Genomic DNA, 14,393 nt, shown 5'->3' with positions numbered 1-14,393 from the left:
CTCATTCCTGGAAGCTCAGTCGCTCTATTTGAGCGGGAAACCTAGTTTGCGCGCCGCCGCGGCCAGCACATGCCGACCCTTCAGCGCCTCGACTGTGCCGATGCGATTGCGCACCTGATCCGTCCAGTCAATCGCCGGCATCGCTTGTTGCGCCTGGAAGCTTCTCAGCGCCCTGTTGTAGCCGGCAAGATCGCGTGTGCGTGCGTCATCCGCATATTGCTCGCGGTGCAGAACCGTCGACTGCGGTAGCGCGGCTTCACGTCGGTGGGCTGCGCCGGGTCGGGAACGCCGACCGTCAGGCCGAAAACCGGGAAGACGCCTTTCGGCAAGGCGAGTTCCCGTGCAACGGTCTCCGGATCGTTGCGGATCGCACCGATGTAGCAGGTTCCGAGCCCGAGCGATTCAAAGGCAACGACCGCGTTCTGCGCAGCGAGCGCCGCGTCGATCACGCCAAGCAGAAAGCTCTCGATATAGTCGAGGCCGTCTCCCGAGGAGCCGCCTTCCGCAGCGATCGCACGGGGCCGGGCAAGGTCCGCGAGCCACACGAGCAGGAGAGGGGCCTGCGCGATCTGGCGCTGGCTGCCGGCAATGGCGTTCAGCCTGTTTCGACGTTCGGTGTCTTCAACGGCAACGACGCTCCATGCCTGCAGATTGGACGAGCTGGCGGCCGACTGCGCGGCGGCAACCGCGAGTTCGACAGCGGCGTGCGGAATCGGATCTGGCAGATAGCTGCGCACGCTGCAGTGAGAAAGCAGCGTATCAATCGTCTCGTTCCATTCGCTGCCGAGGTGCTGCGCCTGGCGATAGCGCTGGGCGGCGAGGGCCGCCAGCCGATCATTATCGGTTGCCTTTGCAGCAAGGGATGGCGTCACGGGATCGTCCTTTCCGTGTCGTCATTCCGCCGCGCTGGCGTAGGGGTTGTGGGGCCGCGACAGGCCGAGGTGGTCGCGCAGTGTGTGGCCGGTGTATTCGCGCCGGAAGAGGCCGCGCCGACGCAGGATCGGAACCACTTCGTCGACGAAGACCTCAAGGCCATGCGGCAGCACGTCCGGCATGAGATTGAAACCATCGGCCGCGCCGGCGCTGAACCAGGTCTCGATGTCATCGGCAATGGCGGCAGGCGTACCGACGATCGTGCGATGCCCGGTTCCGCCATCGAGCGCCCGCATCAGGCCGCGAACGGTCAAACCCTGGTGCCGCGCCAGCGCTAGCGTCGCGCGGAAGAACGTATGCCCGCCGTCGGCCGGCAGCGGGATGTCGTCAAGGAGCGGCTTGTCGAGCTCGAGCCGATTAGGATCGACCTGCAGGACACCCGCAAGCCGGGCGAGGCTGTATTCCAGCGGGATCAGGTCTCGCAGTTCTTCCTGCCTCTGTCTGGCCTCCGCCTCGGTGCTGCCGATGATGGTGGCGAGGCCCGCGAGAACGAGGATGCTATTTTCCCGCCGCCCATAACGGGCCGCGCGACGGCGCAGGTCCCTGGCGTAATCCAGGGATTCCTCGAAGGATTGCGAAGCTGAGAAGACGGCTTCGGCATGCTCGGCGGCGAGCTCGCGTCCGTCGTCCGACCCGCCTGCCTGCACGACAACAGGGTGTCCCTGCGGAGGGCGCGGAATATTGTGCGGCCCATGCACCGTAAAGTGCTTGCCACTGTGGGCGATTGCGTGAACGCGGCCGGGATCGACGAAGCGGCCCGTCGCGACATCGCCGACGAAAGCCTCTTCCTCCCAGCTGTCCCAGAGCGCCTTGACGACGGCGGCGAACTCGCCGGCGCGTTCATAGCGGCTTGCATGCGCTACGGGCTTTTCGAGGCCGAAGTTTCTGCTTTGTGCCAGGTCCGCGCTGGTGACGATGTTCCAGCCCGCGCGCCCGCCGCTGGCATGATCGAGCGTCGCGAAGCGCCGCGCGATATTGTAGGGCTCGTTGTAGGTGGTGGAGGCCGTGCCGATCAGCCCTATGCGGTCGGTGTTGGCCGCGACCAAGGCCAGAACGATGGTCGGCTCCAGCGAAGTCAGCGGCCGGAAGTCGATGCGGTCCGATATGGCCGCCTGATCGGCAAGGAAGACGGCGTCGAAGGTGCCGCGTTCGGCGATCTTCGCCACCTTGATGTAGTGGTTGATGTCGAAGAAGGCGCGAGGATCGCTGCCTTCCATTCGCCAGGCGGCGGGGGAAAAGCCGGAATGCAGGATGTTGATGTTGAGATGAAGCTGTCGCCAGCTCATTGGAAAACACCCGGCTCGGGGTAATCGCCGGTCAGGAACCATGAACCGACATTGCGGGTCTTGTACTCGGCCGGATTGTGAAGCGTGTGGATACGGACGTTGCGCCAGAAGCGATCGAAGCCATGGGGGCGCACTGCGGAGCGGGCTCCCATGACTTCGAATATTTCGCTGGTGACCTCGAGCGCAACCTTGCCGGCCAGCACATTGGCCGAGGCGACCGCGATTGCCGTGGCGCCGCGCTCCTCGGCCGTCAGCGCCGGGCCCTTGGCATAGGCGGCGTCGATACTGGTGGCGGCACGGTCGGCGAGCGCGGTGGCAGCTTGCACCTTGGTCCAGAGTTCGCCGTATTGCCGCTTGATCCACGGATCGTCGGCATGGCGCTCGACGCCCGAATAGATCCAGGGGCGGGATTTCGTGATGGTGTAGTCGCGCGCGGCGATAAACGCGCCCTGGGCGCTGCCGATGAAGACATTGAGAAGAACGCTCTGCTGTTGCTGGGGTATCAGCAGCGCAGCCGGATCCTTGGGCCGCTCCGACAGGACTTCGTCATCCGTGATCGCGACATCCTTGTAGAAGACGCGGCCGCTGCCGGTCTGCCGCTGGCCGATACCATCCCAGTCGTGGGCGATCGCGATGCCGGGCCGGTTTGCGGGGATATAGGCGAAGCTGCGCGCGTAAGTCTCCTCGTCCTCCCAGGCGACCATCACGTAGTCGGCGACGTGGGAACCGGAGGCGAAAGGCCGGTAGCCGTTCAACAGAACGCCGCCTTCGACCTTCCTGCCGAAGAGGCTCTTGGAGAAGCTGTTCGTCGTGTTGCCCCAGAACCACCGGCCCTCGGCCGATTGCCGCAGGATCGCGGCCGATCGTTCGTCGTTACCACTCGTCAGGGCATTCTGGATCGGGCTGAAGTGATAGCCGAAGAGATGGCCGAGCGAACCGTCGACCTTGGCGAATTCGCGCACGATCCGTAGTGCCGTTGAGTAGGGCTGTCCCTCGCCACCGAACTCCCTGGGAATGAGGAGGTTGACGAGACCGCTCTCCTTCAGCAGCCGGACCTGCTCGGCGGGACCCCCGCCTCTTTGATCCCGCTCGACGGCGTCGGTCGCGAAGATGTCGCGAAGTTCGACGGCTTTGGCGAGATAGGGGTCGGTTCGGTCCGGCTTGAATAGCACGGGCGGCAATGCGGCTGGTTCGAAGCCTGCGGGCTTTACGGTCATCGTCGTTCCTCCGTCAGTCGTGCAGTCGCGGGAAGCCATGTCGCTCGGCGAGCAGCTCGAGGATGCGGCTGGTCTTCGAGACGAAGCGCTTGCCTTTCCAGTCCGCGGCATCGGGTGGCGGGTTGGAGGCGAGTACCAGCACCGGCAGGGACTGGTTCTCTTCGCCCACCGCCTCGATCACGCGTGTCCGCGGACGAGGGAAGGGAACGCGGTGAATGTCGAGCCGGTTCGCCAGCTCGGGGAAGCTCGAAAGCAGTCCCTCGATCGCGTTGCAATGAGGGCAGACGAAGGTCTGGCCGGGCTGTTTCGGATCCGAAAAGCCGGGGGCGACGAGAAAAAGAGTGTCGCGGCTCATGTGTTTCCCCTCACTCGGCCGCGACCGCGCCGCCGCGGGCGGCGAGGCTGTTTTCGGGGCGCTTAAGGCCAAGGTTCTCGCGCAGCGTCGTGCCTTCATATTCGTGGCGGAAGAGACCGCGCCGGCGCAGTTCCGGCACCACGAGCTCGATGAAATCGGAAAGCCCGCCCGGCATGATCGGCGACATGATGTTGAAGCCGTCGGCGCCGTAGTTCTCGAAGCGCTCCTCGAGTTGATCGGCGATATCGTCAGGCGTGCCGACGACCTGCCAATGGCCGCGCGCGCCGGCAATGCGCAGATAGAGCTGGCGGATCGTCAGGTTTTCGCGCCGAGCGAGATCCAGAACCAGCGCCTGCCGGCTCTTGCCGGCATTCGTCGCGGGCGGATTTTCGGGCACCGGACCATCGAGCGGATAATCCCTGAGGTCGACGCCCGACAGCTGCGAGATCAGGTTCAGGCCGACCTCGGGCTGGATGAGTTCCTGAAGGGATTCGAACTTCTCCTCGGCTTCCGATCGCGTGCGGGCGACAACAGGGAAAATGCCGGGAAGGATCTTCAGGTCGTCACGCGAGCGTCCGTATTTGGCAAGCCGTCCCTTGACGTCGGCATAGAAGCCGGTCGCTTCGCCGAGCGTGATCTGGGCGGCGAAGATGGCTTCCGCGGTGCGGGCGGCAAGCTCCTTGCCGGGCTCGGAGGCACCGGCCTGAACGACAACAGGCCTGCCCTGTGGCGAGCGTGGAATATTAAGCGGCCCGCGCACGTTGAAGTGCCGGCCGCTGTGGTTGAGCCGGTGCAGCTTGGCCGGATCGAAGTACCGGCCGCTCTCGCGGTCCCGAAGAAAGGCATCGTCGTCCCAGCTGTCCCAGAGGCCGAGCACGACATCGGCGAATTCCTCCGCCCGTTCATAGCGGTCGGAATGAAGGATCTGCGTTTCATGGCCGAAATTGAAGGCGGCGTCGGGATCCGACGACGTAACCAGATTCCAGCCGGCCCGGCCGCCGCTCAGCCGGTCGAGAGAGGCAAATTGGCGGGCGAGATTGTAGGGATCGGAGTAGCTGGTGGAGGCCGTGGCGATCAGCCCGATATTGCGGGTGACGGATGACAGCGCCGAGAGGAGGGTAATCGGCTCAAACGGGTATACACCGCTGTGGGCCTTGCGGCTTGCCGCCTCGACATCCTTGATGCGCGCGGCAACGCCATCGGCGAAGAAGATCGTGTCGAACTTCGCCGCTTCGGCGAGCTTGGCGAGTTCCAGATAGTTCTCGAACTCGGTGCCGACAGAAGCCTTCGGATGGCGCCATGCGGCGACATGGTGCCCGGTAAAGAGCAGAAATGCGCCGAGCTTGATCTTGTCCTTGCGTTTCGCCATTTGCGGTTCCTTTTAGCGATAGATGGCCGGCACGGGGAAGTCGCCGGTCAGCAGCCATGTGCCGACGGTGCGCTTCTTGTACTCGGCGGGATTGTGGAGCGTGTGGGTCCGGACATTGCGCCAGAAGCGGTCGAAGCCGTTGGCCGTGGTCGCCGAGCGCGCGCCCATGACCTCGAAGACCTCGCTGGAAATGGCAAGCCCGACCTCGCCGGCATAGACATTGGCGGTCGCGATATCGATCGCAGCCGCACCGCGTTCCGTGGCGGTCAGCGAAGGTCCCTCGGCGTAGGCGGCATCAAGGCTGCGAGCCGCCTTGTCCGCGAGCTCGGTTGCCGCGAGCGTGCGGATATAAAGGTCGCCATACTGGCGTTTGATCCAGGGGTCGTCGATGTGCCGCTCGACGCCGGAGTAGATCCATGGCCGCGAACTCGTCGTCGTATAGTCACGGCCTTCTTCCAGTATGCCCTGCGCGCTGCCGACGAAGACATTGAGGAGGACGCTCTGCTGGAAGAGCGAGGTCAGGGAGGAGTAGGGCGTCAGCGGCACGTCGGGCGCGCTGATCAGCTCGTCATCCAGAACCTCGAGGTTGACGAAGCGCACGGTGCCGCTTCCGGTCTGCCGTTGTCCGATGCCGTCCCAGTCATTCTCGATGACGATGCCGTCGCGGTCGGCCGGGACGGCGGCGGTCAGTCGCGCGCCCTCGGCATTCTCCCAGGAGATCTGGATATAGTCGGCAATATGCGTGCCCGAGGAGAACGGGCGGCTGCCGTTGATGATCCAGCCCCCGGCGGTTCTTTCGCCGCTCGATGTTTTCGACAAGGCGTTTCCGGAATTGCTCCAGATCCAGTTACCGGCCGCCGAGCCGGTCAGCCACTTTTCTTTCTGCGCGGCCGAGCCGCGAAACAGGATGAGGTTGAGCGGCAGGTAATGATACCCGAAGAGATGGGCGAGCGATCCGTCCGTCTTGGCGAATTCCCTGACGATGCGCAGGATCGTCAGCCATGAGGCGCCTTGGCCACCATACTCCCTGGCGATCTGTGCGGACGGCAGTCCGCTTGCCTTCAGGAGCCTGATCTGCTCGACGGGTCTGCCGCCCTCTTTGTCTCTCTCGACGGCATCGAGATGAAACGCCTGGCGCAGCGCGGCGGCCTTTGCCAGAAGCGTGTCGTCTGCATCTGTTTCGAACGGCATATCGCCTCCCGGAAATGACGGTAAAGGGGCCGTGCGCCCCGGTATTTCCCGTCAACGGTTGGCTGGCCGGCCGTTCAAGTCCAGAAATATCTGCTTGATTTTACGGAAAGAAATTCTTTCGCCGGTGCGCGCGATTCCTGTGTTTCGTCGGCGTGCCCATCGACGAAATATCATCCTGCCAAAGCATGGACAATGAGCAGCGGTTCCTTTGTATCGCATTGGTCGCGAACGATCGTTCGGACGCAATTATTCTTTCCCGGACGAGAAGAAACTTTGACTTCGCCTTTTCGGACGCAGCACGGAAGCTCCCCCTCAGCGGACCACAATCCAACCCGAGAGGAGCTCTTCGCGTGTCCATCAACCGTCGCAGTTTCAACCAGCTGATGTTGCTTGCAAGCGCAAGCACCTTGCTCCCGTCGATCTCCTTTGGACAGAGCGCCGTGCCGGCGACAGGCGGCACCTTGAACTGGCTCTACCGGGTAGATCCCGGCAACGCACTTTTTGCCATCAACACGTCGTCGGGCACCGGTCAGGCGATCGGCCCCAAGATCGTCGAGGGTCTGCTCACCTTCGACCTCGATGTCAGGCCGCAGCCGCTTCTCGCAACGGAATGGTCGATTTCCGATGACAATCTTCGATACACCTTCAAGCTCCGCAAGGGCGTGAAGTGGCATGACGGCAAGGACTTAACCTCCGATGACGTCGCCTTTTCGATCTTCCGGCTGAAGGAAGCCCATCCGCGCGGCCGCATCACCTACCAGAACGTGGTGGCGGTCGAGACGCCGGATCCACTGACCGCAGTTATCGTGCTGTCGAAGCCAGCTCCCTTCCTGCTCTCAGCTCAGTCGAGCTCGGAATCGCCGATCGTGCCGAAGCACATCTTCGAGGAGCTGGCGCCGGGCGACGGACAGACGCTGCAGACAGCGATCGGCACCGGCCCCTTCAAGCTGACGGAATGGGTGGCCGGCAGCCATCTGATCTTCGAACGAAACCCCGACTATTGGGATGCAGGCAAGCCCTATCTCGATCGCATCATCCTGCGCGTCGTTATCGATCCGGCCGCCCGCTCGGCGGCGCTTGAAACGGGCGAAGCCGATATCGGCGACAATCCGGTGCCGCTTGCCGATCTCGACCGGCTGAAGCAGGTCCCCAATCTCATCGTTGACACCACCACCTATGCCTATTCCGGCCCCCAGCAGCAGTTGTTCTTCAACTACGACAATCCGCTGTTTGCCAAGCGCGAGGTGAGGCTTGCCATCGCCCAGGCGATCAACCTGCAGGAAATCGTCGACGTCGCGCTCTATGGCTACGCGCAGGTGTCGCCGAGCCCGGTCAGCACGGCCTTGCCGCAGTGGTATGACAACAGCGTCGTGGCGCATCCCTTCGATCCGGCTGCTGCCGAGAAGCTGCTCGATGAGGCAGGCTATCCGCGCAAGGCCGACGGCAAGCGCTTCGATCTGAGGCTCACCTACAATTCCTACCTGCCGCAAGGCTATGCCGATGTGCTGAAGAGTCAGCTGGAAAAGATCGGCGTCGGCATCGAGATCAAGAAATACGACCTGCCGACCTTCCTGAAGACCGTCTACACGGACCGCGCCTTCGATCTGGTCGTGGAGTCGCTCTCCAACACCTTCGATCCGTCGCTCGGCATCCAGCGCGCCTATTGGAGCAAGAACTTCAAGATCGGTCTGCCGTTCTCGAATGCCAGCCACTATTCGAACGCCAAGGCGGATGCGCTGCTCGAGGCGGCCGCGATCGAGCCGGATGAGAAGAAGCGCTGGGAAGTGTGGAGCAAGTTCCAGCACCTCATCCACGACGAGGTGGCCTCCGTGGACCTCGTCGCCGCCGGCGCCCAGATCGTCGCCAACAGGCGGGTGAAGAACTACGTCACGGGATCGCAGGGGCTCAACTGGAGCTTTGGCGACTTGTGGCTCGATCCGAACGCTTGATGTCGAGGAGCAGAAAACATGACTAGATATCTGATAGACAAGGCCACATTGATCGACTGGCTGGGCGACGGGCTGGAACTGGCGGTGCTTGATATCCGGCCGACAGAAGACGTCGGCTACGCTTCACCGCTGTTTGCGAATGAGACCTAGGCGACGGCGCGTCACTGTCGGAGCGCTCCGAAAGGGGCTGATTGGATCGGCCGAAAGCAGCCCTTGCCGGACTGACGATCGTTTGGATCCAGACGGTGCGGTACCCATTACTCCTGGAGGCTTGTTGATCTCTTCAATAGTCCTAAACGGCCAGGGCGCCGGATTCATTTGTCCGCGGAAGGTCGAAATCATCAGGGGCTTTAGCCAGTTGAGTCTTTTTCTATATTTGTCCGTTATAAATGGTCTCATAACTTGGTCGATGGTCCGAACCCGCTTCAAGGCGGGAGACCTGAACAAACGTGTTTTTTCCTCCTCGTATTGAACCTCTTGAAAATTGATATCATTCTGCATACTTTGATATCAAACCTATCCTTTCCATGGAGGTGATATCAATGCCGGCAGTCACCATTCGGAATCTTTCTGACGAAACACATCGTGCCTTGCGGGTGCGAGCGGCCCATCATGGTCGAAGCACAGAGGCCGAGATCCGTGACATTATCGAAGCTGCTGTTCGTCCCTCTGAACGTGTTAAGCTCGGCACCTTACTGATGGCCATTGGTCGCGACGCTGAGTTTTCGGACAGCGACGTTGAAGCCCTGCAGAAAAGTCGCGACAAGACGCCTGCTGAACCGATGACCTTCGAATGATCTTGCTTGACACCAACATTATATCCGAGCCTTGGAAACCGGCTCCTGATGAGGCAGTGGTCGCCTGGTTGGACGCCCAAGCCATCGAGACGCTATTCCTATCCGCAATAACGATTGCTGAACTTCGGTTCGGAATTGCTGCCATGCCCCCGGGGAAACGGCAAACCATCTTTCGCGACCGCCTTGAGGGCGAAGTGCTCCCTCACTTTTCCGAGCGCATCCTGCCCTTCAATCTGGCGACTTCACAGTTCTACTCGGAACTGATGTCTCGCGCTCGAGGATCTGGGAAGGCGATTGGCACGGCTGATGGCTACATTGCAGCCACAGCAGTGGCAAACGGCCTCGCGGTCGCAACTCGCGACACGAGCCCGTTCGAGACCGCCGGGTTGAAAGTGATTAATCCCTGGTCCCGATAACGACAGTATGGATCTAGGTGTCGTAGGTTCGTGTCGTTTCAAGGCGTAGGATTACCCCTAAGAAAAAATTGCACTTACCCCGGCGAGGCCAGGGGCCTACGCATTTTGCTGGTCACAATGTGCTCTCGCAGAGGAGGGGTGAAGGGAGGTGGGGTGTTCGTCCACCCTTGGTCACTGATGCTGGAATTTCCGCAGGGGCAGCGCGATCAAGGATGTTATGGCCACCGTTGCGTTTTCGAACATCTGCTAATTGAGAGAAACGGCAATTTCAGATCGTATGGTCTGCAGCACGCGCCATCGCATCGCACTGCAGCATCCGGTATCGCGTGCTGGCGTCCCACCCACCTGTCAAACGCCGCCAAGTGCAGGTGCCGGAGCGCCTATAACTGCAGAGGTTCAGCGCCCGAATGAAGGCCGTATCGCAGCCGAGCATATTCTACAGATACCATTGCCCATCAGCCGCAGCAGCCTGGTCTGCTCCGACGAGACGATACAAGCGTTGACGACATTCACCATGGATCCGATCGCGACGGATATCGCTTCCAATGGGTGTTCACGGCGAGAATCAGGCGCTGAGACGCTGCTGCGTCTGCTGGTCGAAGAAATGTACCTTCGAGGTTTCGAAGGAAAGTTTCACCCGCTGTTCCGGGGCAAGGGCGACACGCTCGCGCACCACCCAGGTCAATTCCCTGCCCGTCGACTTCCACTGCGACATGAGTTTCCGAACCCGTCGGCTCGACCACCTTGACCACGGCATCGACGCGGTCTCGCCGCCAAAGGCAATGTCTTCGGGACGGATGCCGAGCGTCAGCGGCCGGTTGGCGGAATGGGCCGGAGCGCGTAAGAGTTTCATGCGCGAACCGCCGTTCAGCGCCAGCGCCGGGCTGCCGACATCGGCGATGGTGCCTTCGAGGAAATTCATGGCGGGGGAGCCGAGGAAGCCGGCGACGAAGATGTTGCGCGGCTTGTCGTAAAGTTCGAGCGGGCTGCCGATCTGCTCGACGCGGCCGCTATGCAGCACGACGATCTTATCGGCCATGGTCATGGCTTCGATCTGATCGTGGGTGACATAGACGATCGTGGTCTTCAGGCGCTGGTGCAGCGCCTTGATCTCGGCGCGCATCTTCACGCGCAGCTTGGCATCGAGGTTGGAAAGCGGCTCGTCGAACAGGAAGACTTTCGGATCACGGACGATGGCTCGGCCCATGGCGACGCGCTGGCGCTGGCCGCCGGAAAGCTGCGCCGGCTTGCGGTCGAGCAGCGGCTGCAGGCCGAGGATAGCCCCGGCCTCGCCGACCTTCTTCTCGATCTCCGGCCGCTTGGCGCCGGCAAGCTCCAGCGCGAAGCCCATGTTCTGGGAGACCGTCATCTGAGGATAGAGGGCGTAGTTCTGGAAGACCATCGCAATGTCGCGATCCTTGGGCTGCAGATTGTTCACCACCCGCCCGTCGATGCTGATCTCACCGCTGGTAATGTCCTCGAGCCGGCGATCATGCGCAGCAATGTGGATTTGCCGCAGCCGGAGGGACCGACGAGGATGGTGAATTCGCCATCGGCGATCTCGACGCGACGCCGTGGATGATATCGACAGCGCCGAAGGACTTCATGACGTTTCTGATGCTCAAGCCAGACATTTGCGATCCCTCCGACAAAGTTACGTGGTCAAGCCCGGCGCTGTGCCAGCGTCCTCGCCAATCATATGCAAAACCGCTATGATTTTGTGCGATTTCGCGTATGATTGGCGGATGCCATCTCTGGACGACTACATTGAAAAGAAGCTGATAAGCGGGTACTCGACGTTCACCCGCGAGGAGGCTTTGGCTGAACTGCCTCTTAGCCAGGACGCTTTCACCGCAGCATTGACGCGGCAAATATCCAAAAAGAAGTTAGCCAACCCAAGGCATGGATTTTACATCATCCTCCGGCCCGAGGATAGGATTGCTGGCGCTCCGGATCCCGCACGCTGGATCGGCCCCCTAATGAAATATCTGGGCCTCGACTACCGGATATCCCTCTTACGCGCGGCCGCGATGCACGGCTCCTCGCACCAGGCCGCGATGGTGTTTCAAGTTGTCGTCCCCCAGCAGTTCCGATCAATCGTGATCGGGCGCCATCGAATCCAGTTCATTTATTTGGCGCCTGCCATCTTTAGCGCAACCAACCACAAGGAATGGCTGACGTCACTGAAAACAGATGCCGGCTACGCTCAAGCCGCAGGCGTTGAGCTAACCCTCCTCGACTGCATCCGTTACTTCAAGCGCGCCACCGGTATTAGCGGTGTCGCGCAAATTGCAAAGGACATTGGCGACCGCGCAAGTCCGAAGAAGCTGGCATCCATTGCGCAGCACTTCGAAAATACGTCCGTGCGACGTCTCGGCTATTTGCTCGATCTGTCGCACCACAAGAAACAGGCTGACGCATTGCAACCATTCGCCCAGCAAACCGACAAGTATACGCCACTCGACCCATCAGTGAGGCCTCTGATCGAGGGACTTTCCTTCTCCGAAACAAGAGATGAGCGGTGGCGTCTCGACATCAATGAAACCGTGGAGATCGACTTTTGATCCCGAAAGCGCATCTGACAGCCTGGGCTAAGCAGGCACCATGGCCGGATTCTCGACAGATCGAACAAGATCTCATTATTTCGCGCGCGCTCTGTGACCTCTTTTCGGCACCGAAGCTCCAGGGCAAAATCGCCTTCCGAGGTGGCACGGCAATCAACAAACTGCTTTTCAAGCGGCCCTTGCGCTATTCGGAAGATATCGATTTGGTTCAGATCACGGCCGAACCAATTGGGCCTACGATCGATGCAATCCGCGACGCTCTTTCATGGCTGGGGAAGTTCAAAAGAGAGCAGGCGGGTCATTCGACCCACCTTATCTTCCGCTTCGCGCCGGAGGCGGAGCCTGAAGCGCCGCTCAAGCTAAAGGTGGAGATCAATACACGTGAGCACAAATCGTTGTTTGGGACTCACGCGTACCCGTTCAAGGTAGAAAATGAGTGGTTCGCCGGCACCGCGGATATCGTATCCTATGACAAGGAGGAGTTGTTTGGCACAAAGCTCAGGGCCCTCCTGCAGCGGCGAAAGAACCGCGATCTCTTTGATCTACATGAAGGCTGGCGCGAGCTTTCTCTCGACGCGGGACGGCTCGTGGCTGCTTTCGAGCACTACCTTTCGCTCGAGGAGAATGTAATCACGCGCGCGAACGCTGAGCAACGAATGCTTGAAAAGCTGACAAAAAGCCTGATGGAGGACATCGCGCCCTTGCTTCCCCCGGGCGTGGAGTTCACGGACGAGGATGCCATTCATGCATTCGGCGTGATTTGGAACGATGTCCTGCCCCTGCTTAAAGGTGAGCCATGGAAATCGTCGGAGAAGGCGATAGAGCAGCTTCGAGCGAAGAAATTCCCTAAGCTTCTGCTTTAGCCGATAGATTCCTAAACCATGAGCGCCGTCATCGTGCCGCTGATGAGCGGGTCCGCGGTTCGTATCCTTTCAAGGCGAGAGATTCGTACTGGGTTCACATCTACAGCCTAAGCCGCTAGCCTCGGTACAGGCCTTTCGACCAATCGCAGGAATCGTTGGTTTTGAGCCCCAACCACCGAAACTTGAATATTTTGCCATTCAAGCCGCCGATGCATCGCACCGATGGGAACCGGCCCTTCGGGTTTCGTTCTGCAGGCGATGATGTGGTTTTGACCATCGCGGGTCTGGCGACCTTCGATGTGAGAGCGATTTTGTCATTTGATCGAACGAAAATGCCGATCTCGTTAAGCTTATTCCCTGTTGAAGAAAGCTTGCGGAGGAATAGGGAGGCCACCCCAGCTTCCGTCCCGATTGCGCAACGACGATAACTGGACCGATCCTGCGCCGCTGCGCCGCGGCGTCGGGGCGGCGGCCGGGATCATCGATATTGAAATTTTCTGGCTTAGGAACGCTGTATGTAAGCCTTGACGCAGTGCGGCGACGATCACAGAGGTGCGTCCGCTTTAGATGGTTGAACCTACAAAAATCGCAACTTGAGGCAAGACAATCCGATGGTGCCAGCGATCATCATCAACCAGCCCAGCACCGTGATGACGACGCCAGTTCATCTGCTAGCTGTTATCCAGGTTGACGATCGTCAGGCCGGCAGGCACCGAGAGGAAACCGGATAGGCGGGGAACCGTATCGGGCGGCTGCCCCGTGTCGATCAAGAAATCGAGGGATCACGGCCGTCGGCGCAAGACCATGATATCCGACCACCTGGCCGGCCTCGTGGACGACGAGAACGGCCGCGAAGCCCTTTTGCTGATTGGAGAGCGCGCGTCTCCACCAATGATCGAGCATGGATTTGTCGCAGGAAAAATCGCAAACGTCATGCGCGCAGGTGAGCGGTTCGGGAGCCGATAGTGACACGTCTCATCGCTTCTCCACTTAGCCGGGCTCCCAACGCGCGGGCCAGACGCTTGCTCCCCACCCCAGCTTTCTCAGCCTCCGCATCGCTGTCACCTGTTACTGTCGACAGGGGCGTGCTTTTGCACGTCGCCCCACAGGTGCAGCCCGCTGGCTAGCGCTTCTCGCAAGTCGATGGAAGAAAGTGGATCGATAGGAGTTGATCTGGGCAGCGAGCAGGCGAGTTTCGCGCCCGTGCGGCCTACGCATCCGTCGACTGTTGAGAAGTGTGCGCAGGGCACCACCAGATGGGGATCAGCATCCACGAACGCGCCTGTCTTACCCGAGATTTCCAACAAGAGTCTGCCGAGGATTCACGAGCTGACGATACAGACGCGCCGAATACGGCCTTGCTCAGCAGTGGCGACAAGCCGAGGCAAATGGAATGAAGGGTCCATCAGGTGCGCAGTCGTCGGCTAATCGGAATGGAGGGCACGCGCAGCAA

At 60.7% G+C, this 14,393-nt stretch carries 10 protein-coding genes and 4 pseudogenes; 6 read left to right on the top strand and 8 right to left on the bottom strand.

Features of this window, described 5'->3' with window-relative positions; genetic code table 11:
* Positions 1 to 24: 24 nt before the first annotated feature.
* The 6 genes and pseudogenes from ATY80_RS01870 to ATY80_RS01845 form a co-directional block, all read right to left on the bottom strand.
* Positions 25 to 872: pseudogene (locus tag ATY80_RS01870) on the bottom strand (NADPH-dependent oxidoreductase).
* A 21-nt stretch (positions 873 to 893) separates the two neighbouring features.
* Complete coding sequence (locus tag ATY80_RS01865; RefSeq protein ID WP_088690786.1) at positions 894 to 2,219, bottom strand: LLM class flavin-dependent oxidoreductase; 1,326 nt, start codon at positions 2,217 to 2,219, stop codon at positions 894 to 896.
* Positions 2,216 to 3,436: an acyl-CoA dehydrogenase family protein gene (locus ATY80_RS01860; RefSeq protein WP_088690785.1), complete on the bottom strand. Its 1,221-nt coding sequence runs from the start codon at positions 3,434 to 3,436 to the stop codon at positions 2,216 to 2,218. Before ATY80_RS01860 ends, ATY80_RS01865 begins: the two co-directional genes overlap by 4 nt.
* 13 nt (positions 3,437 to 3,449) lie before the next feature.
* Complete coding sequence (locus ATY80_RS01855) at positions 3,450 to 3,791, bottom strand: DUF3088 domain-containing protein (protein ID WP_088690784.1); 342 nt, start codon at positions 3,789 to 3,791, stop codon at positions 3,450 to 3,452.
* A gap of 10 nt (positions 3,792 to 3,801) precedes the next feature.
* The gene (locus ATY80_RS01850) at positions 3,802 to 5,160 is read right to left on the bottom strand and encodes an LLM class flavin-dependent oxidoreductase (RefSeq protein ID WP_088690783.1); all 1,359 of its coding nucleotides are present in this window, start codon (positions 5,158 to 5,160) and stop codon (positions 3,802 to 3,804) included.
* Between the two features lie 12 nt (positions 5,161 to 5,172).
* The gene (locus ATY80_RS01845) at positions 5,173 to 6,351 is read right to left on the bottom strand and encodes an acyl-CoA dehydrogenase family protein (protein ID WP_088690782.1); all 1,179 of its coding nucleotides are present in this window, start codon (positions 6,349 to 6,351) and stop codon (positions 5,173 to 5,175) included.
* Between the two features lie 350 nt (positions 6,352 to 6,701).
* Here ATY80_RS01845 and ATY80_RS01840 point away from each other — a divergent pair, with 350 nt between their 5' ends.
* The 4 genes and pseudogenes from ATY80_RS01840 to ATY80_RS01830 all read left to right on the top strand — a co-directional run bounded on the left by ATY80_RS01840 (position 6,702) and on the right by ATY80_RS01830 (position 9,513).
* Positions 6,702 to 8,300, top strand: a complete 1,599-nt coding sequence (locus ATY80_RS01840) for an ABC transporter substrate-binding protein (protein ID WP_088690781.1) — start codon at positions 6,702 to 6,704, stop codon at positions 8,298 to 8,300.
* A gap of 18 nt (positions 8,301 to 8,318) precedes the next feature.
* Positions 8,319 to 8,438: pseudogene (locus ATY80_RS29955) on the top strand (thiosulfate sulfurtransferase); the annotation flags it as partial.
* A 404-nt stretch (positions 8,439 to 8,842) separates the two neighbouring features.
* Positions 8,843 to 9,097, top strand: a complete 255-nt coding sequence (locus tag ATY80_RS01835) for a plasmid stabilization protein (RefSeq protein ID WP_088690780.1) — start codon at positions 8,843 to 8,845, stop codon at positions 9,095 to 9,097.
* Positions 9,094 to 9,513 (top strand): type II toxin-antitoxin system VapC family toxin, encoded by a 420-nt coding sequence (locus tag ATY80_RS01830; RefSeq protein WP_088690779.1) that lies wholly within the window; start codon positions 9,094 to 9,096, stop codon positions 9,511 to 9,513. The genes ATY80_RS01835 and ATY80_RS01830 overlap by 4 nt, the downstream gene beginning before the upstream one ends.
* Positions 9,514 to 10,078: 565 nt before the next feature.
* On the opposite strand, the pseudogene ugpC reads toward ATY80_RS01830, so the two are convergent.
* Positions 10,079 to 11,147 (bottom strand): annotated as a pseudogene (ugpC, locus tag ATY80_RS29950) (sn-glycerol-3-phosphate ABC transporter ATP-binding protein UgpC).
* Between ugpC and ATY80_RS01820 the strand changes: the two are divergent.
* Together ATY80_RS01820 and ATY80_RS01815 are read left to right on the top strand one after the other, a co-directional pair.
* On the top strand, positions 11,088 to 12,077 hold the full coding sequence (locus tag ATY80_RS01820; RefSeq protein ID WP_245306732.1) for a type IV toxin-antitoxin system AbiEi family antitoxin: 990 nt from the start codon (positions 11,088 to 11,090) through the stop codon (positions 12,075 to 12,077). The pseudogene ugpC and the gene ATY80_RS01820 sit on opposite strands and share 60 nt — an antisense overlap.
* Positions 12,074 to 12,940: a nucleotidyl transferase AbiEii/AbiGii toxin family protein gene (locus ATY80_RS01815; RefSeq protein WP_088690777.1), complete on the top strand. Its 867-nt coding sequence runs from the start codon at positions 12,074 to 12,076 to the stop codon at positions 12,938 to 12,940. The genes ATY80_RS01820 and ATY80_RS01815 overlap by 4 nt, the downstream gene beginning before the upstream one ends.
* A 777-nt stretch (positions 12,941 to 13,717) precedes the next feature.
* Here the strand turns inward: ATY80_RS01815 and ATY80_RS29335 are convergent.
* Positions 13,718 to 13,912: pseudogene (locus ATY80_RS29335) on the bottom strand (N-acetyltransferase); the annotation flags it as partial.
* Positions 13,913 to 14,393 lie beyond the last annotated feature (481 nt).

Source organism: Rhizobium sp. R711 (assembly GCF_002211365.1).
Classification (GTDB): domain Bacteria; phylum Pseudomonadota; class Alphaproteobacteria; order Rhizobiales; family Rhizobiaceae; genus Rhizobium.
Note: the sequence above shows the minus strand (reverse complement) of the source record. Positions and strands in the feature narration are given on the sequence as shown.

Coding starts and splice junctions, on each gene's coding strand:
- ATY80_RS01865 (WP_088690786.1), bottom strand. CDS start 2,219: ATGAGCTGGCGACAGCTTCATCTCAACATCAACATCCTGCATTCCGGC.
- ATY80_RS01860 (WP_088690785.1), bottom strand. CDS start 3,436: ATGACCGTAAAGCCCGCAGGCTTCGAACCAGCCGCATTGCCGCCCGTG.
- ATY80_RS01855 (WP_088690784.1), bottom strand. CDS start 3,791: ATGAGCCGCGACACTCTTTTTCTCGTCGCCCCCGGCTTTTCGGATCCG.
- ATY80_RS01850 (WP_088690783.1), bottom strand. CDS start 5,160: ATGGCGAAACGCAAGGACAAGATCAAGCTCGGCGCATTTCTGCTCTTT.
- ATY80_RS01845 (WP_088690782.1), bottom strand. CDS start 6,351: ATGCCGTTCGAAACAGATGCAGACGACACGCTTCTGGCAAAGGCCGCC.
- ATY80_RS01835 (WP_088690780.1), top strand. CDS start 8,843: ATGCCGGCAGTCACCATTCGGAATCTTTCTGACGAAACACATCGTGCC.
- ATY80_RS01830 (WP_088690779.1), top strand. CDS start 9,094: ATGATCTTGCTTGACACCAACATTATATCCGAGCCTTGGAAACCGGCT.